At 52.8% G+C, this 18,870-nt stretch carries 17 protein-coding genes and 1 other annotated feature; of the genes, 10 read left to right on the top strand and 7 right to left on the bottom strand.

Annotated features, from left to right (window positions below; translation table 11 throughout):
* Both CG67_RS13315 and CG67_RS13310 read right to left on the bottom strand, forming a co-directional pair.
* Nucleotides 1-1,362: an APC family permease gene (locus CG67_RS13315; RefSeq protein ID WP_025903439.1), complete on the bottom strand. Its 1,362-nt coding sequence runs from the start codon at nucleotides 1,360-1,362 to the stop codon at nucleotides 1-3.
* A 385-nt stretch (nucleotides 1,363-1,747) separates the two neighbouring features.
* Entirely contained in the window at nucleotides 1,748-2,584 is an 837-nt protein-coding gene (locus CG67_RS13310) for an SDR family oxidoreductase (RefSeq protein ID WP_025903438.1), read from the bottom strand.
* A 215-nt stretch (nucleotides 2,585-2,799) separates the two neighbouring features.
* Nucleotides 2,800-2,918, top strand: a sequence feature (His leader region).
* Between the two features lie 59 nt (nucleotides 2,919-2,977).
* Here CG67_RS13310 and hisG point away from each other — a divergent pair.
* From hisG to CG67_RS13260, 10 genes are all read left to right on the top strand, one after another.
* Nucleotides 2,978-3,877, top strand: a complete 900-nt coding sequence (gene hisG / locus CG67_RS13305) for an ATP phosphoribosyltransferase (RefSeq protein WP_025903437.1) — start codon at nucleotides 2,978-2,980, stop codon at nucleotides 3,875-3,877.
* A gap of 3 nt (nucleotides 3,878-3,880) precedes the next feature.
* Entirely contained in the window at nucleotides 3,881-5,188 is a 1,308-nt protein-coding gene (gene hisD / locus CG67_RS13300; protein WP_025903436.1) for a histidinol dehydrogenase, read from the top strand.
* The gene (hisC, locus tag CG67_RS13295; protein WP_025903435.1) at nucleotides 5,185-6,264 is read left to right on the top strand and encodes a histidinol-phosphate transaminase; all 1,080 of its coding nucleotides are present in this window, start codon (nucleotides 5,185-5,187) and stop codon (nucleotides 6,262-6,264) included. Before hisD ends, hisC begins: the two co-directional genes overlap by 4 nt.
* Nucleotides 6,261-7,328: a bifunctional histidinol-phosphatase/imidazoleglycerol-phosphate dehydratase HisB gene (hisB, locus tag CG67_RS13290; protein ID WP_025903434.1), complete on the top strand. Its 1,068-nt coding sequence runs from the start codon at nucleotides 6,261-6,263 to the stop codon at nucleotides 7,326-7,328. The genes hisC and hisB overlap by 4 nt, the downstream gene beginning before the upstream one ends.
* Complete coding sequence (gene hisH, locus CG67_RS13285; protein WP_025903433.1) at nucleotides 7,328-7,918, top strand: imidazole glycerol phosphate synthase subunit HisH; 591 nt, start codon at nucleotides 7,328-7,330, stop codon at nucleotides 7,916-7,918. The genes hisB and hisH overlap by 1 nt, the downstream gene beginning before the upstream one ends.
* Nucleotides 7,918-8,655 (top strand): 1-(5-phosphoribosyl)-5-[(5-phosphoribosylamino)methylideneamino]imidazole-4-carboxamide isomerase, encoded by a 738-nt coding sequence (hisA, locus tag CG67_RS13280; protein ID WP_025903432.1) that lies wholly within the window; start codon nucleotides 7,918-7,920, stop codon nucleotides 8,653-8,655. Before hisH ends, hisA begins: the two co-directional genes overlap by 1 nt.
* On the top strand, nucleotides 8,637-9,413 hold the full coding sequence (hisF, locus tag CG67_RS13275; protein WP_025903431.1) for an imidazole glycerol phosphate synthase subunit HisF: 777 nt from the start codon (nucleotides 8,637-8,639) through the stop codon (nucleotides 9,411-9,413). The genes hisA and hisF overlap by 19 nt, the downstream gene beginning before the upstream one ends.
* Nucleotides 9,407-10,024 carry a bifunctional phosphoribosyl-AMP cyclohydrolase/phosphoribosyl-ATP diphosphatase HisIE gene (gene hisIE / locus CG67_RS13270; protein ID WP_025903430.1) on the top strand — a complete coding sequence of 206 codons (618 nt, stop codon included), beginning with the start codon at nucleotides 9,407-9,409 and terminating at the stop codon, nucleotides 10,022-10,024. The genes hisF and hisIE overlap by 7 nt, the downstream gene beginning before the upstream one ends.
* Nucleotides 10,025-10,411: 387 nt before the next feature.
* Nucleotides 10,412-11,197, top strand: coding sequence for an ABC transporter substrate-binding protein (locus CG67_RS13265; protein WP_025903429.1), 786 nt, complete (start codon nucleotides 10,412-10,414; stop codon nucleotides 11,195-11,197).
* Nucleotides 11,198-11,296: 99 nt separating this feature from the next.
* Nucleotides 11,297-12,415 (top strand): succinylglutamate desuccinylase/aspartoacylase family protein, encoded by a 1,119-nt coding sequence (locus CG67_RS13260; protein ID WP_025903428.1) that lies wholly within the window; start codon nucleotides 11,297-11,299, stop codon nucleotides 12,413-12,415.
* Between the two features lie 30 nt (nucleotides 12,416-12,445).
* On the opposite strand, the gene CG67_RS13255 is transcribed toward CG67_RS13260, so the two are convergent.
* From CG67_RS13255 to glf, 5 genes are all read right to left on the bottom strand, one after another.
* Nucleotides 12,446-13,693 (bottom strand): glycosyltransferase family 2 protein, encoded by a 1,248-nt coding sequence (locus CG67_RS13255; protein WP_160318974.1) that lies wholly within the window; start codon nucleotides 13,691-13,693, stop codon nucleotides 12,446-12,448.
* Between the two features lie 368 nt (nucleotides 13,694-14,061).
* Entirely contained in the window at nucleotides 14,062-15,468 is a 1,407-nt protein-coding gene (gene gndA / locus CG67_RS13250) for an NADP-dependent phosphogluconate dehydrogenase (protein ID WP_025903426.1), read from the bottom strand.
* A 214-nt stretch (nucleotides 15,469-15,682) separates the two neighbouring features.
* Nucleotides 15,683-16,816, bottom strand: coding sequence for a glycosyltransferase family 4 protein (locus tag CG67_RS13245; RefSeq protein WP_025903425.1), 1,134 nt, complete (start codon nucleotides 16,814-16,816; stop codon nucleotides 15,683-15,685).
* Nucleotides 16,813-17,715, bottom strand: a complete 903-nt coding sequence (locus tag CG67_RS13240; protein WP_025903424.1) for a glycosyltransferase — start codon at nucleotides 17,713-17,715, stop codon at nucleotides 16,813-16,815. Before CG67_RS13240 ends, CG67_RS13245 begins: the two co-directional genes overlap by 4 nt.
* The gene (gene glf, locus CG67_RS13235; RefSeq protein WP_025903423.1) at nucleotides 17,712-18,869 is read right to left on the bottom strand and encodes a UDP-galactopyranose mutase; all 1,158 of its coding nucleotides are present in this window, start codon (nucleotides 18,867-18,869) and stop codon (nucleotides 17,712-17,714) included. Before glf ends, CG67_RS13240 begins: the two co-directional genes overlap by 4 nt.
* Between the last annotated feature and the right edge of the window lies 1 nt (nucleotide 18,870).

The following is an 18,870-nucleotide window of genomic DNA, read 5'->3' as shown; positions in this document are numbered from 1 at the left end:
TTATAACCCTTCTTCGCTGTACTGAGGAACCGGCTTACGGAAAGCCCGGGTCACAAACGCCAGGTAGATAATACCGATACCCGCCCAGATCAGGCCGAGGATCATCGAGCTCTCTTCCAGGTTCAGCCACAGCGCACCGACTGTCAGTGCCCCCAGAACCGGCAGCACCAGATACTGGAAGTGGTCATTCAGCGTCTTATTACGTTTCTCGCGGATCCAGAACTGTGAAATCACCGACAGGTTAACGAAGGTAAACGCCACCAGAGCACCAAAGTTAATCAGCGCCGTCGCAGTGACCAGGTCAAAGTTGATCGCCAGTAACGCAATGGCACCGACCAGCAGCACGTTATAGGTCGGGGTAGACCATTTATGTGAGATATGACCAAAGAAACGGTTCGGGAACACACCGTCACGTCCCATCACATACATCAGACGAGAAACCCCGGCATGGGCCGCCATTCCTGAGGCCAGTACGGTCACACAGGAGAAGATCAGAATACCGAACTGGAACGTTCTGCCCGCCACGTACAGCATGATTTCAGGCTGTGAGGAATCCGGGTCTTTAAAACGGGAGATGTCCGGGAAGTACAGTTGCAGGAAGTAAGACACCGCAACAAACAGTACCCCGCCGATCAGCGCCGTCATGAAAATCGCCCGCGGAATGGTACGCTCTGCATCTTTTGTCTCTTCAGACAATGAGCTCAGACCATCGAAGCCCAGGAAGGAGAAACAGAGTATCGTCGCCCCGGTGATCATCGGTACAATATGTGCGTCCGCGGACCAGAACGGTTTCGTACTGGCTAAGGTTCCGGCACCAATACCGTGGCTGACACCGTAGATAATCAGTCCGACGATGGCAATCATCACCGCAATCTGCAGCACAACGATAATACTGTTGAAGTTGGCAACCGTTTTAATCCCTTTCAGGTTAGTCACGGTCATAAATACCACCAGCAGTACCACGAAGATCCACGAAGGGATGCCCGGCAGCAGGGATTCAAAATAGCTTTTTGCCAGCAGAATATTAATCATTGGCATAAACAGGTAGTCCAGCAGTGAGGACCAGCCGACCATAAATCCGACATGCGGGCTAATGGATTTTTGTGCATAAGTGTACGCAGAACCGGCCGACGGGAACCGACGAACCAGTTTACCGTAACTCAACGCAGTAAACAGAATAGCGATAGTCGCAAAGATATACGCAGTCGCAACGTGACCACTGGTCAGTCCCGATACGATACCGAAAGTATCAAATAAGGTCATGGGCTGCATATAAGCCAGACCAATCATGATGACAGGAAGCAGCGTAAGTGTTTTTTTCAGGTTAGCGCGCTTAGGTGCAGCAGAGGTATTAGTTTGCATTGTTCATGGCCCCTACAGTAACAATCGTCTGAGATTGTGCCACAGGGATATTCCGCAGAATGCAGAAAGATGAGTATGAAGTGTTCATCGTGCGCGTCGCGCCGTAGTCATCGCGAAAGCGTGCACCAGACATCGCTGGTGAAGTGGTGAAAAGCCCCATCAAAATTTCCTCTAACTCACGCCATTGCGTGTATCTGATGTATATCTCTCCGGAAAACGTCCGGCCCCGTAGGTTTGTTTTGAAACTATATATGCAAAAAAAATAACCGACGCCGGAAAAAGGCATCGGTTATTCTCAAATTTGCAGGCGCGCATTCTGCCTAAAAACACCCGTTAACACAAGAGATTATCACCGTTATCCGGGGAATTATCTTAAATATCCGGCTTATCCCTGAGCAAAAGGCATATCGTAAGGGTCCGGCCACTGATAGCGGAAGCCACGTTCGCGGCAGATGCGCTGCCCGTTGACCTCTTTACCTGCCATTGTGGCGGGTTCACCGTCGAAGACCGGCGGGATCCAGCCAGCGTTAGCGGCAAGCCTGGTGTAATAGTCTTCCCGTGACGGATGCCCCTCTGCACACAGATTATAGACGGCTCCCTGCGCCGGTTGTTCCAGCAGCATCACAATCGCGGAAATCACATCATCCAGGTGAACCAGATTCACCCCCTGACGGCCATGACTCAGGCCGGTTTTCCCTGCGAGAAAGCGTCCCGGATGCCTCGCCGGTCCCACCAGCCCGGCGAGACGAAGAATATCCACCGTCGTACCGGGTAAATCATGAAGCCATTGCTCCAGGCGGACCAGTGATCCACCGGCCGGGGTGACCGGATCCAATGCGCTTTCTTCATCAGCCTCGCCCTGCAGATTACCGTACACCGAGGTAGAACTGGTGAAAATAATATGCCGGACCTGCCGGGCCAGGGCCATATCGACAATATTCTGCACCGCCTGAATATATTGCTCGCTGGTTTCGACCGTCCGTCGCGCCGGTAAGGTCACCACCAGGGCATCCACATCCAGCAGTTCGGCTAAATCATCAGGGTCACACTGCGGTTCCGGATCCAGCGTCAGCAGGCTGGCCGGAATGCCGGAGGCTCGTGCTGCCTGCACACCATCTTCAGTCGTCTTACTGCCCGTTACCTGCCAGCCACGTCCGACCAGCGCCCGGGCCAGGGGCATCCCCAGCCAGCCCAGACCGACAATTGCTACTTTTTTCGCCATAAGTCTGCCTTTATAATGTCCTGTCAGATACCGTTTAAGTAAGCGATGATCTTATGCCTGTGGCGGTTTTCAGGCCAGCATAAATTTATTAAGGAATTTATGATTATCAGGCCGAAAAAAGGGTTGCCAGTCGCCGCTATTTTGGGTAGGTTAATTGACAGACAATTAAATCAATTTACGTCGGAATATTTTATGAATAGCGTCCAGATTAACCACCATCATCACCATCACCCTGACTAGTCTTTCAGGCGATGTGTGCTGGGAGACGAAAAGATCTTCCAGTGGTTTGGACGCATAAAAAAACCCCGGAAGATTTCTTCCGGGGTTTTTTTATGGACAACGATTTCAGAATAATAAATTCCGTACAGGAAAAATAAGCAGAGGACAGGACAGATGTTAGATAATAAACGTATCCGTATTGCAATGCAGAAATCAGGCCGTCTGAGTGATGATTCCAGAGAACTGCTTAGCCGCTGCGGCATTAAAATTAATCTGCAGCAACAGCGCCTGATTGCCTTCGCAGAAAATATGCCTATCGATATTCTGCGGGTACGCGATGACGATATTCCGGGCCTGGTGATGGACGGTGTCGTTGATTTAGGAATTATCGGCGAAAACGTGCTGGAAGAAGAACTGCTGACCCGCCAGGCCCAGGGCGAAAATGCCGGTTACACGACTCTGCGCCGTCTGGATTTCGGGGGCTGCCGTTTATCACTGGCGATGCCTGCCGATGCCGGATATACCGGGCCGGAATGTCTGGATAACAAACGCATCGCCACCTCCTACCCGCATCTGCTGAAACGCTACTTTGATAGCAAAAACCTCTCTTTTAAACCCTGTATGCTGAACGGCTCCGTCGAAGTTGCTCCCCGTGCCGGTCTGGCCGATGCCATCTGTGACCTGGTGTCCACCGGGGCGACACTGGAAGCCAATGGCCTGCGCGAGGTGGATGTCATTTATCGCTCCAAAGCGGTGTTGATCCAGCGCGAAGGCGAAATGCCGGAAGAAAAACAGTACCTGATCGACAAACTGCTGACCCGTATCCAGGGCGTCATTAAAGCACGTGAATCCAAGTACATTATGCTGCATGCGCCATCTGAGCGCCTGGAAGAAGTCATTGCCCTGATGCCTGGCGCAGAGCGTCCGACCGTACTGCCACTGGCGGGTGACCAGGCCCGTGTCGCCATGCATATGGTCAGCAGCGAGACCCTGTTCTGGGAAACGATGGAAAAACTGAAATCTCTGGGTGCCAGTTCCATCCTTGTTCTGCCCATTGAAAAAATGATGGAGTAAGAGATGAGCCGCTTCGACACTATTATTCGCTGGAATGAGTGTTCTGCTGACGAGCAACAGGCTTTACTGAAACGCCCTGCGCTGGCTTCTTCAGACACCATCAGCCAGACCGTACAGCATGTGCTCGACCAGGTGTTTAGCCGGGGTGATGATGCGCTGCGTCAGTTTAGTGCGCAGTTTGATAAAGTAAGCCCTGAAACGATTGCTGTCAGTGCCGCCGAAATCGATGCCGCGGTCTCCCGGGTCAGTGGATCACTGAAATCGGCGATGCAGACAGCAGTCGCTAATATCGATGCTTTTCATCAGGCGCAGGTGTTTCCTGGCGTGGATATCGAAACCCGCCCGGGCGTACGTTGCCAGCAGGTCACCCGCCCTATTCGCTCGGTCGGCCTCTATATTCCGGGCGGATCTGCCCCCCTGTTTTCCACCGTCCTGATGCTGGCAACACCGGCACGAATTGCCGGATGTGAAAAAGTTGTGCTCTGTTCACCGCCACCGATTGCCGACGAGATCCTGTACGCAGCACGTTTGTGCGGTGTGACCGAAGTCTTTCAGGTGGGTGGCGCGCAGGCCATTGGTGCGATGGCGTTCGGCACCGATACCGTACCGAAAGTCGATAAAATCTTTGGTCCGGGTAACGCCTGGGTGACCGAAGCCAAACGCCAGGTCAGTCAGCGGCTGGAAGGCGCGGCCATCGATATGCCGGCCGGTCCGTCAGAAGTGCTGGTCATTGCCGATGAACAGGCCACCCCTGCGTTTGTTGCCTCTGATCTGCTGTCTCAGGCAGAGCACGGCCCGGACTCGCAAGTGGTTCTGCTGACGCCGTCAGCGACACTGGCGCAGCAGGTGGCTGAGGAAATAACGGCTCAACTGACTCTGTTGCCCCGTGCAGAGACCGCGCGTCAGGCGCTGGAAAGTAGCCGGCTGATCGTGGCCGATGACCTGGCGCAATGCATCGCTATATCTAATCAGTATGGCCCTGAACACCTGATCATTCAGACCCGTGATGCCCGCCAATGGGTTGACCAGATTACCAGTGCCGGCTCTGTGTTCCTGGGTGACTGGTCACCGGAGTCTGCCGGGGACTACGCCTCGGGAACCAACCATGTTTTGCCGACTTACGGCTACACCGCGACCTATTCAAGTCTGGGTCTGGCCGATTTTCAGAAACGGATGACCATTCAGGAACTTTCTCCGGCAGGTTTTTTATCACTGGCTCCGGCGATTGAAGAACTGGCGGCGGCTGAGCGGCTCGATGCGCACAAGAATGCCGTGACATTACGGGTGAAAGCACTGGAGGATAATGTATGACGGGTTCTATCGGGCAACTTGCCCGCAAAAATGTGCGGGAGCTGACGCCTTATCAGTCAGCAAGACGCTTAGGCGGCAACGGCGATGTGTGGCTGAATGCGAATGAATATCCGCTGGCCGTCCCTTTCAGTTTTACCCAGCAGACCCTGAACCGTTACCCGGAATGTCAGCCGGCACAGGTGATTGAGCGATATGCCGCTTACTGCGGGCTGAATAAAGAGCAGGTGCTGGTCAGCCGCGGGGCCGACGAAGGTATCGAACTCCTGATGCGGGCCTTCTGCGAGCCGGGTCAGGATAAAGTCATGTTTTGTCCGCCAACCTACGGCATGTATAGCGTCAGTGCAGAAACACTGGCGATAGAAACCCTGACCGTTCGCTCGCTCGATGACTGGCAACTGAATCTGCCTGCCATCCTGTCACAACTGGACGGGGTTAAACTGATTTATCTGTGCAGCCCGAACAACCCGACCGGTAACCTGGTTAATCCGGACGATATCCGTCAGCTTCTGGCAGCCACGGCAGGAAAAGCCCTGGTGATTGCCGATGAAGCCTATATCGATTTCTGTCCTGACGCTTCACTGGTCAGCTGGCTGGACGAATTCCCGAACCTGGTCATTTTGCGCACCCTCTCTAAAGCATTTGCTCTGGCCGGGCTGCGTTGCGGTTTTACTCTGGCAAACCGGGAAGTGATCGATGTGCTGTTAAAAGTGATAGCCCCTTATCCGCTCTCCACCCCGGTGGCTGAAATTGCTGCCAGAGCTCTGAGCGAACAAGGGCTGGCTGAAATGCGCAGGCATGTGGCGGAGCTTAACAGCACCCGTGAATGGCTGCTGCAGCAACTCCAGGCATCCCCCCTGACCGAGCAGGTGTACCCAAGCCATGCTAACTATCTGCTGGCTAAATTCACCGACTCACCGCGCGTCTTCCGCGCACTGTGGGACCAGGGGATCATTTTACGTGATCAGAATAAGAACCCCGGCCTGGCGGGATGTTTACGAATTTCTATCGGTACCCGTCAGGAGTGTGAAACCCTGATCACCGCCCTGAATAACCTGACTTTGGCGGAGCAAGCATGAGCCAGAAAACCCTTTTTATTGACCGTGACGGCACCCTGATTTCTGAACCCCCTGAAGACTTCCAGGTCGACCGTATGGATAAACTGGCCTTCGAGCCAGGTGTCGTCCCGGCACTGCTGCGTCTGCAGGCTGCCGGCTACCGGCTGGTGATGATCACCAATCAGGACGGGCTGGGCACCGACAGTTTTCCGCAAGCGGATTTCGATGGTCCACACAATCTGATGATGCAGATCTTTACCTCGCAGGGGATCGCCTTCGATGAAGTGCTGATTTGCCCTCATAAACCGGAAGACCACTGTGACTGCCGCAAACCGGCGACAAAACTGGTTGAGCCGTGGCTGCAGGCCGGTGTGCCGGATAAAGAACACAGCTATGTCATCGGCGACCGCCAGACGGATATTCAGCTTGCCGAAAATATGGGTATCAAAGGTATTCGTTACGGTGAAGAAGAGAACTTCTGGCCTGCCATCGCCGAACGTCTGACCCGCAAAGATCGCCACGCTCTGGTCCAGCGTAATACCAAAGAAACCCGTATTACGGCTGAAGTCTGGCTGGATCGTGAAGGCGAAAGCAAAATCAGTACCGGTGTCGGCTTTTTTGATCACATGCTGGATCAGATTGCTACTCACGGCGGCTTACGGATGAATATCGATGTTAAAGGTGATCTTTACATTGATGATCACCATACGGTTGAGGATACCGGCCTGGCATTGGGTGAAGCATTACTGAAAGCACTGGGTGATAAACGTGGTATCGGCCGTTTCGGCTTTGTGTTGCCCATGGATGAGTGTCAGGCTCGTTGTGCGCTGGATATCTCCGGACGCCCTTACCTGGTGTATAAAGCAGAGTTTAACTATCAGCGCGTCGGCGACCTCAGTACCGAGATGATCGAACACTTTTTCCGTTCACTCTCGTACAGCATGGCCTGTACCCTGCACCTGAAGACCAAAGGGCATAATGACCATCACCGTGCCGAAAGCCTGTTTAAAGCCTTTGGCCGTACGCTTCGTCAGGCAATTCAGGTGAACGGGAACACACTGCCGAGCTCAAAAGGAGTTCTGTAATGGATGTGGTTATTCTTGATACCGGGTGCGCAAATCTGTCATCCGTAAAATGGGCCATTGAACGTCTGGGCTATCAGCCGATCGTCAGCCGCGATAAAAACGTGGTGCTGAATGCTGACAAGCTGTTTCTGCCGGGCGTAGGTACCGCCAGAGCAGCAATGGATCAATTACGTGAACGTGAGCTGATCGAACTTATCCGTAACTGTACTCAGCCAGTGCTGGGTATCTGCCTGGGGATGCAACTGCTTGCACAGCGCAGTGAAGAGTCAACCGGTATCGATACTCTGGACATTATCCATGCACCGGTATCACTGATGGAAACCGGCTCCCTGCCCCTGCCACATATGGGCTGGAACCAGTTGACGGCACAGGCAGGCCATCCGTTATTCCGCAATATTGCGCCGGAAAGCTATTTTTACTTTGTGCACAGCTACGCGATGCCGGTGACCGGAGCGACCATTGCACAGTGTGATTATGGCCAGCCGTTCTCTGCGGCCGTACAGCAGGATAACTTCTACGGTGTCCAGTTCCACCCCGAGCGTTCAGGCAAAGCGGGCGCACAGTTAATTAAAAATTTCCTGGAGATGTAATGATTATCCCCGCACTTGATTTAATAGAAGGTAAAGTCGTTCGTCTTCACCAGGGAGATTACGCACAGCAACGTGATTACGGTAATGATCCGCTGCCACGGTTGCAGGCCTACCAGCAGGAAGGCGCGCAGGTGTTGCATCTGGTGGATTTAACCGGCGCCAAAGATCCGGCGGCACGCCAGATCCCGTTGCTGAAAACACTGCTTGCCGGGGTCTCAGTACCGGTTCAGGTGGGCGGCGGGATCCGCAGCCGTGAAGATGTGGCAGCACTGCTGGGTGCAGGCGCTGCCCGTGTGGTGGTCGGATCCACGGCGGTAAAACAACCGGAAGAAGTCAGGCAGTGGTTTGCTGAGTTCGGGCCGGATGCGATCGTACTGGCACTGGACATCCGTATTGATGAGCAGCAGCGTAAAGAGGTTGCCATCAGCGGCTGGCAGGAAGCCGCCGGTGTCACGCTGGAACAGGTGATCGAAGACTACCAGTCGGTCGGGCTGAAACATGTGCTTTGTACCGACATTTCGCGTGACGGCACGCTGGCCGGTTCAAACGTTGAGCTTTATCAGGAAATCACCGCGCAGTACCCGGAGATTGCCTTTCAGTCATCCGGCGGCATCGGTTCACTGGAAGATATCGCCGCATTACGTGATAGCGGTGTCCGCGGTGTGATCGTCGGTCGTGCACTGCTCGAAGGTAAATTTACAGTGACGGAGGCTATCGCATGCTGGCAAAACGGATAATACCTTGTCTGGATGTACGTGACGGTCAGGTGGTCAAAGGAGTACAGTTCCGTAACCACGAAATCATCGGCGAGATTGTGCCATTGGCAAAGCGCTATGCGGAAGAAGGTGCCGATGAGCTGGTCTTTTACGATATCACGGCCTCTTCGGATGACCGGGTGGTGGATAAAAGCTGGGTGTCACGCGTCGCTGAAGTGATCGATATCCCCTTCTGCGTCGCCGGCGGGATCAAATCCGTGGAAGATGCGGCACAAATCCTCTCCTTCGGCGCGGATAAGATTTCGATCAACTCTCCGGCCCTTGCCGATCCTGAGCTGATCACCCGTCTGGCCGACCGCTTTGGGGTTCAGTGCATCGTGGTCGGTATTGATACCTGGTATGATGAGAATACGGGCCTGTACCACGTTAACCAGTATACCGGCGACGAGTCACGGACCCGGGTGACTCAATGGCAGACCACCGACTGGGTACAGGAAGTGCAGAAGCGCGGTGCCGGTGAAATCGTACTGAATATGATGAACCAGGATGGCGTACGTAACGGCTATGACCTGAAGCAGTTAAAAGCTGTCCGTGAACTTTGCCATGTTCCGCTTATCGCCTCCGGCGGAGCCGGGACCATGCAACACTTCCTTGACGCGTTCCGGGAAACGAATATCGATGGCGCGCTTGCGGCCTCCGTATTTCATAAACAAGTCATTAATATTGCAGAGCTGAAAGCGTTCCTGCAATCCAACAGTGTGGAGATCCGTGCGTGTTAACGGCAGAACAACTCTCCCGGCTTGACTGGGAAAAAACAGAAGGAATGATCCCTGCGGTCATTCAGCACAAGGTTTCCGGCGAAGTTCTGATGCTGGGTTATATGAATGCACAGGCACTTGAGCAGACACTGAGCAGCGGTAAAGTCACCTTCTGGTCACGTACCAAAGGGCGTCTGTGGACAAAAGGCGAATCTTCCGGGCATTTTTTGCAGGTTGAAAGTATCACGCCGGACTGTGATAACGACAGCCTGCTGATTCTGGCGAACCCGATTGGCCCGACCTGCCATACCGGCACTTCCAGCTGTTTCTCACCCGCATCCAGTGACTGGGGGTTCCTGTACCAGCTGGAACAACTGCTGGCGAGCCGTAAGTCGGCCGATCCTGACAGTTCTTACACGGCCAGTCTGTATGCCCGCGGCACAAAGCGTATTGCCCAGAAAGTCGGTGAAGAAGGTGTTGAGACGGCACTGGCCGCCACGGTGAATGATCGCTTCGAGCTGACCAATGAAGCCTCTGATCTGATCTATCACCTGCTGGTACTGTTACAGGATCAGGAACTGGATCTGAGTGCAGTCATCAATAATCTGCGTGATCGTCACCAGAAGAAATAATGCCTGCCGCAGAGTCCGCCGCTCAGTGTGGCGGACCCTGCGGTAACAACAGGCCGTGACGGTATCACCGCCACGGCCTGCTTCCTGCCTGTCGCCGTTTGCCACCGGACACGCCCGGCATTGCGCCATTTGTATCACCTCCCGTTTCCCGCCTTCCCGCTATCAATACCGTTGCCTGAAAGCCGGGCCAAAGTCTGTCCCGCAGCGGAATACAGAGAGTTGTCGCATAGCCCTGTCACAAGACCGTAATTATTGCTAGATTAACGATGGACTGTATAAAGCAGTCTTTTTGGCAGGACGCGAAGTGTCACCGCTCCGCAACAGAACCTCCCGGCACAGGGAGGGATAATTTATTACAACATTAAAATAATCAGGAATCTGCAAATTATGACGTTCACCCGTAAGTTACGCCTGTCACTGCTGACCGCTCTGCTGGCCGGCGCTCCGTTACTCAGCCAGGCAGCACTCACTCAGGTTCGCTTTGCGGTAGACCCGACCTATCCGCCGTTCGAGTCCAAAACCGCTGACGGAAAACTGGTTGGCTTCGATATCGATTTGGGTAATGCCCTGTGTCAGCAGATGGATGTGAAGTGTGTCTGGGTTGAAAATGAGTTCGACGGAATGATCCCGGCACTGAAAGCCCGTAAATTTGACGCTATTCTGTCGGATATGGGGATCACTGCGGAACGTCTGAAACAGATCGATTTCACCGTACCGGTATATAACACCCCGGTCATGCTGGTCGCCCGCAAAGGTTCAGGACTGTTACCTACTGCTGAATCTCTGAAAGGGAAATCCGTGGGTGTTGAACAGGGCACCGTTCAGGAACGCTATGCACGTCTGAAATGGCAGCCTTACGGTGTTAATGTCGTCCCTTACGGCGACCAGGCTCAGGTCGAGAATGACCTTGTCGCCGGCCGTATTGATGCAGAATTCACCGACGGCGCACAGGCAGGTATCGGCTTCCTGAAATCGCCCGCCGGCAAAGACTTTGAGTTATCCGGCCCGGCTGTGGAAGACCCGATCATCGGCCCGGGCACCGCTATCGGTCTGCGTAAAGGGGACACCGAACTGCGCACCGCCCTGGATGATGCTTATGCAAAAATCAAAGCCAACGGTACCTTTGATAAACTTCAGAAAAAATACTTCACCACCGATATTTCTGTGAAGTAATACGCTCTGCGACCGGAGGAGTTCCTCCGGTCTTACTGCCTGACTTCCCTGCTTCGCAGTCTGTCCGCTACTATCCCCCTGAGCCAGGACCCACACGCTATGCAACAACACAACACTCCGATACTGTCGACGACGTTCGGTACCGAACGAAAAATCGTCAGTTATGAATTCGGTCATGATGATCAGCAACAGGTGTATATCCAGGCCGCATTACACAGCGATGAATTGCCCGGCGTGGCCGTCGCCTGGTACCTGAAACATGCACTCAGTGCGCTGGAAAGTCAGGGGCAATTACGGGCAAAAATTACGCTGGTCCCGGTCGCGAACCCGATCGGATTTTCTCAACAGATACAGGGCCAGCCGCTGGGACGTTTCGATAGCCTGTCAGGTCAGGACTTTAACCGTCAGTTTCCGGCTATCGGCGAGTCACTGGCAGAGATTGCCGGGCCGGAACTGAGCCAGAATATCAGCGACAATAAGCGGGTGATCCGCCAGGCCATTGACCGGTATTTCGATGATTATACCCCGGCCACTGAACTGCAGTCACAGCGGGCAATACTGATGCGTATGGCCTGTAAGGCTGACCTGATGATTGATATTCATTGTGACTGGGAGGCTGTCGCCCATCTGTATACCACACCGCAGGCCTGGCCAGAGGTGTCGGTATTAGGTCATTATCTGGGGTGCCGCACAGCCCTGATTGCAGATATTTCCGGCGGCGAACCGTTTGACGAAGCTTGTGCCGACCCCTGGTATACGCTTCATCGGCGCTTTGGCGAGGCTTATCCGTTACCGGAGGCGCTGAAACCCGTCACACTGGAACTGCGGGGTGCCCGCGATGTCAGTCATGATCAGGCCCGTGAAGATGCCCGTGCTATCATTAATGGCCTGACAGCGCTGGGATATATTTCCGGTGAGACGCCCCCCTTGCCTGAGGTGCCTGCCCCGTTAAAAGCCGACCTGGCGGGTTGTGAATATCTGACGGCACCGCATGCCGGTGTCATCCTTTATACCCGTGAACCCGGCGAGTGGATCCATGCCGGTGAGATAGTGGCGGAAATTCTCGACCCGATCACTGATCAGCTGACACCACTGATTTGCCGACAGGACGGACTGCTGTATGCCCGTCACTGGGTACGTTTTGCCACTGCAGGCCTGCTGGTCGTCCGTCTGGCCGGTGGAGAAGCCGGCCGTCAAGGCCCCCTGCTGGTCCCCTGAGTTAGTCCGGCGGTGCCGCAGGAAGCGGACCTACTTCCTGAGGCGCCCCGCCAGCGAACGTAACTGCCCTGCAACGGTCTTTTTCCGCTGATACTGCTCATTTAACGCCTGTAATTCACGGATGTGAATCTGCTGCTCTGCTACCTGCTGTTGCAACCGCTCAAGTTCCGATGCCATCAGCCTGTTTTGCTCCCTCAGCTCCGCCTGTTGCGAGGCTGCACGCTCTGCTTCAGCAAGCCACTGCTGCTGGTTAGCGGCCTCGCTGGCAGTGTGATGACGAAGATCCTGCTCCAGCCGGCATTTCAGTTTCATCAGTGTCGTTTCGGGATCCCCGCAGGTCAGGTCCTGATAACAGGCCGCAAGGTATTCGGATTCAATATCCGCCGCCGGTATAGCGGGGAGCTGCAGGCAGAACGTGCGGATCTGCCGATAAAAATCTGCATAGGCCGGCCAGTGTTTCAGCGTCGACAGACTCCAGCTAAGGAAGTCGATACTGTAATTAATAAAATCCCGCTGCAGCGGCAGATAAACCGGCTGGCTGGTCAGATGACAATAAAGCGCCCGGATCGCCTGTAGCGAACACTCGTAGGACAGCTCGCGGGTATTGGACAACGAGCCTTCCCGGTTATCCCGATGACTTATCAGCGACGCTTCGCACACCGAAATAGCCTTCGCCTGCAATAACAGCGCACAGACAAAGAACAAATCATTACTGGTGCGGATCTCCTGGAACTGTAAATCTGAACGCAGGATCAGGTCCCGTCTGATCAGTTTATCCCAGGCCCACCAGATAAAGGTCCGGAAAAAATTTTTACGTGTTTCAAACGCGGTAAAGGTCATGGATGCCGGTAATGACTCTGCAAGGATCGTCCATGGCGCGGGAGTACGTTGGTGTGTCAGGCAGTCCAGATTATCGCTGCGAAAAACAACCACATCTGCCCCGGCTGAAATCGCGTGACCATAGGCTTGCGCCAGCATCTCTGTTTCACAGAGATCATCATCATCCAGGAAAATAACAAAATCGCCCTTCGCCAGAGCCATCGCCCGGTTACGTGAATAGCCTGCCCCTCTGTTTTCCTCATTCACTAACACGGTCACCCGTTCATCCGTCGCGCAACACTCGCTGAGAATTCTGACAGTATTATCGGTGGAAGCATCATCAACAATAATAATCTGGATAGCTTGTAAGGTCTGTGACGTAATCGTGTGGAGTGTTTCAGCGATATAATGTTCGGCATTGAACGTCGTGATGATCGCGGTAACCTGTGGTGCTGACATGACTCCCTCCTCTGCGAATGCCATTTTCCCGGGACTCCTGTCCGCCGGTCGCCGGGCTTTATATTGCACTGATCCCGGGCCTGCATACAATACTGCTTCAGAGGTCTGCTGAACATTCTCCGGTCACAAAACCGGAATTTAAGACCACGTCAATGCGAATTGCCTGCCCGGCCATGGTCCTGAGAGGAGGAAGATTTCGGGTCACTCACAGGATAACGGCTGATTATCCGTCCCGGCGATTAAGTATATTCATTACCGGACAGCGCACTGGCCGGAGGTGATGGCAGACGGGTTGCACGGAGACAGGGGATAAAAAAACCCGGAGACTGGCCCCGGGTCTTGCAGATTTCAGACTATCAATGCTGAAATTAATCTAACCACTCAGTGTGGAAAACACCGTCTTTGTCGATACGCTTGTAGGTATGTGCACCGAAATAGTCACGCTGCGCCTGGATCAGGTTTGCAGGCAGGACTTCTGAACGGTAGCTGTCATAGTAAGCGATAGCGGCAGAGAACGTTGGCGTAGGAATACCGTTCTGCACGGCATAAGCAACAACGTCACGCAGCGCCTGCTGGTATTCATCAGCGATATTTTTGAAGTACGGTGCCAGCAGCAGGTTAGCGATTTCCGCATTTTCTGCGTAAGCATCGGTGATCTTCTGCAGGAACTGGGCACGGATAATACAACCGGCACGGAAGATTTTCGCAATTTCACCGTATTGCAGATCCCAGTCATATTGTTCAGACGCCGCACGCAGCTGAGAGAAGCCCTGAGCGTAAGATACAATTTTACCCAGGTACAGGGCACGACGAACTTTTTCGATAAAGCCTGCGCTGTCTTCAGTGACGGTTTTTGCTACCGGTCCGGTCAGGACTTTAGACGCTGCAACACGCTGAGTTTTCAGAGAAGACAGGTAACGGGCAAAGACAGATTCAGTGATCAGCGACAGTGGTTCGCCTAAGTCCAGAGAACTCTGGCTGGTCCATTTGCCGGTACCTTTGTTGGCGGCTTCGTCAAGAATAACGTCAACCAGATAGTTTCCTTCGTCATCTTTCTTGGTGAAGATATCTTTGGTGATGTCGATCAGGTAGCTGTTCAGTTCACCGGTATTCCACTCGCTGAAAGTTTCAGCCAATTGCTCGTTGCTCAGGCCTAAGGCACCTTTCAGTAAAGAGTAGGCTTCTGCAATCAGCTGCATATCGCCGTATTCGATACCGTTATGTACCATTTTAACGTAGTGGCCGGCACCGTTCGGACCAATGTAAGCCACACAAGCTTCACCCTCGGCACGGGCAGCAATCTGATCCAGGATAGGCGCAACCAGCTGGTAAGCTTCTTTCTGACCACCAGGCATGATGGATGGGCCTTTCAGTGCCCCTTCTTCGCCACCGGAAACACCGGTACCGATGAAATTGAAGCCCTGCTCAGACAGTTCTTTGTTACGACGAATGGTATCTTTATAGAAGGTGTTACCGCCATCGATAAGAATATCGCCCTTATCCAGATGCGGAGTCAGAGAAGCGATCGTTTTATCCGTTGCTTCACCGGCCTGTACCATCAGCAGAATACGACGTGGCTTTTCCAGAGACTCAACAAACTCCTCGACACTGTAGTAAGGCGCGAGTTTTTTGCCCGGATTTTCAGCAATCACTTCGTCCGTTTTTTCGCGTGAACGGTTAAAAACAGAGACGGTATAACCACGGCTCTCGATATTCAGGGCAAGGTTACGACCCATTACAGCCATACCTACTACACCGATTTGTTGCTTGGACATCACTTTCTCCTGTCTGAAGACTCAGGGTACAAATTTTGTTGAACCCATAATTTACTTATAATAAAGAAAATTTGAAATTAAAACTAACAGCACCGGGCGATTTACTCCAGTAAATCAGCACAATTCGGACAACAAACCTCCGGCGGGGCTTATCAGAGCATGCGGATATGCCGGTGTTCTGTACGATACCGGTCTCAGCGGCAGGGTTGGCAGCTTAGCGGGCCATCAATATCCGATAGATATTCAGGGTCTTCGTTATCACCCGCGCCGCCGAAAATTTCTCTACCACCAGTATTCGTCCCTGCTGCCCCATACGCCGCCGTAATTTTTTATCCTCTATCAGTACTTTTAACTGCCGGCGAAACTGATCTTCATCGCCGCGGTTTATCAGGAATCCATTAACATTATTAATAACAATACTGTTACAACCGCCACTATTATAAGCAATACATGCTCTTCCCTTTGCAGCCCCTTCAATTAATATGCGCGGTACCCCTTCCTGATAGAGAGTAGGTAGGGCAACGATGCTGGCACTCCTCAGCAGGAACTCCATATTATTGCAGGTACCCAGCCATTCAATATCACCGGTGGCCTCCCAGCGCATGATTTCTGTCGCCGGGATAGCATCAGGGTCATCCGCCACCATAATCCCTGCCACACGCAGGGTAAAACCAACCCCTTCCTGTGCAAGCTGCTGTTTAATCCGCACCAGTGCTGCCAGTCCTTTTTTTTGCAACATCCGGCTGGCAAACAACACTACCGGTTGGCCGGGGGTCACTTCTTCGCTGAAAGCATATTGCTCCACATCAACGCCACAGCCATCGATGACCGATGCCCGGCACAATGGAAATTTCACGTTCTGCCGGAACGTATCAAGATCATCAGTATGTTCGAAAATAATACGGCTACGCGGGTTCATTAAAATAAAGGCATAACACAGGCAAACCACTTTCCTCAGGCACCGGTAAAACCTGTTTCCCGGCCCGAATACCCGCCCCAGACCGACAACATTTGCGACAAAAGGGACAGAGAACAAGCGAGCATAAAGTCCTCCGATAATCACCGGCTTAATGGTCACCGCATGGATTAAGGACGGGTGAATCTGCCGTAACAGGAGGAAAGAGAACACCAGTACAGAAATAAAACCGAAAATATTGCAGGAACGTTCTTTCAACGGTAAGGCATGGCAACAGAGGCCTAACCGGGTAAATCGTCTGTGGTATTTCTTTTCAGAAATACGGGTAATGATATGAACTTCATAGCCATGATGTTTGGCAGAAAGCGCACGCGCCAGCCAGTGAAGGTCAAAATACCAGTCTGAATTAATGAAATAACAAATCTTCTTCATATGCCTGGTTTCCCCGAAACGGGGCGTTTATGGGAAAGGCCGTCACAAACAGCCTTAACCAGTAAGCGCAGGCAATAAAACCGCTGCGGGCTTTTCAGTGCCCTCAGCAGGCTATGGACTATGCGCAGCCCTATTGCTGTCCGGCCAAAAAACGGCGGGCAGTTCAGCAAGCGCCGGAACAGTAATAAATTACGCAACAGGTAATAGTGTTTCCATGCAGGCTGCCCGCTCGCCACCGAAGGAACATCATGATGCATAAGCAGTTCGGGATGATAGAGAATAGGGTTTCCCCGTGAGAACAGGCGCCAGGAGTAACAGACATCATCAAAATAAATAAAGAAATCTTTCTCTATTAAGCCACAGCTTTCCCGGATCAGCCGTGAACTGACTATCCCCCCGACAAACGAAAACGTACAGACCCCGGAGGCTTTATCAGGGGCCGGGATAAAGGCCTTTTTATTAAATAAATAATGTATCGCGGCGAAGAATGTGTCCTGCGGAGCGGACCAGGGCACATTCATCGGGCTGAGACGTCCGTCGGCTGACAGTACTCTGGCACAATAGAGTTCGTATTTATCTGTGGCGATGCGGGAAAAATTATCAATAAAAGAGGGGTCCGGCCACGCATCATCATCGTAAAACACCACCCAGTCAGTGGTCAGATGCTCCGCAATATAAGCCACCCCACGGGCAAATCCGCCTGCCCCACCGCTATTTTCCGGACTGAAACAACAGTGGAGATGCGGAGCACTTTGTGCTTTCAGCCACTCCCGGGTCCCGTCTGTTGAGTAATTATCAATCACCACGACGGCATCGAACGGTAAGGCAAGGGTCGCTGCCAGGGTTTTCTGCAGCTTCCCGAGCCGGTTATAGGTCACTATCAATGGTGTGATTTTCATACGATATCCACCACAAAGGCCGGCATCGGCACAGCGTCCTGCAGTGACCGAAGGTATCGGTTTGCCGCTATCCGTGCTTCTGCGATAGAGGTATCCATATCTATATAACGGTATGTCGCGAGGCGTCCGGCAAAAGTAACCTGTGTTTCCTGCCGGGCACGAGCCGCATAGTGCGCCAGCATCGTTTGCTCATCCACCTGACGAACTGGATAATACGGGATATCTCCTGGCTCAGACTGACGACTGTATTCCCGGTAACAAACGGATCCCTGATGGGTCTCCCAGGGGGAAAAATACTTATGTTCGGTAATGCGCGTGAAAGGGATATCCGGATCGCAGTAATTCATCACCGCCGTTCCCTGGAACTCTCCTTCATCGTAGAATTTCTCAAAATCCAGCGTCCGGTAGCCAAGACGGCCATAGGCAAACTGATAATAAGCATCCAACGGCCCGGTATAAAACACATGATCGCAGCCGCCACGATCTTCCGGCTGAAAGGATCGATTGAGTTCTACTGAGATCAGGGGATGATCCAGTATTGCCGCAGCCAGAGCGGTATATCCGTCACGTGGCATCCCCTGATAACGGTGGCTGAAATAATTATCATCGTAAGTAAACCTGACCGGTAATCGCTTCAGGATGGCTGCCGGTAATGCAGAAGGAGCAATGCCCCATTGCTTAAGGGTATAGCCCTCAAAAAAAGTCTGATAGAGCTCCCTGCCAATAAAACGTAATGCCTGTTGTTCAAAATTTTGCGGATCAGTCAGCGATTTATCACTTTTACTGTCAATTAAGGCTTTTGCCTGTCCCGGTGAACAGGTGGTATGAAAATACTGATTAATCGTATGCAGATTAATCGGCAGTGAAAATACCTGTCCTGCCGCAGTAGCCTTGACCCGATTCATATACGGCATCATGGTACAAAACCGCTGAATATAATCCCATACCGTCTGATTATCGGTGTGAAATATATGAGGACCATAGGTATGGATCATGATACCCGTCCGGGCATCCCGTTCACTGTAGCAATTACCTGCGATATGTGAACGACTATCAATAATACAGATACCATGCCCTGCTTCGGCCAGTTCCCGGGCGATAACGGCCCCGGTCAGTCCGGCACCCACGATGAGAATACTTTTTTTATTACCCATC

The sequence above is a fragment of the Tatumella sp. UCD-D_suzukii genome, assembly GCF_000611875.2.
Classification (GTDB): domain Bacteria; phylum Pseudomonadota; class Gammaproteobacteria; order Enterobacterales; family Enterobacteriaceae; genus Tatumella; species Tatumella ptyseos.
This window is presented reverse-complemented; position numbering and strand designations above follow the sequence as displayed.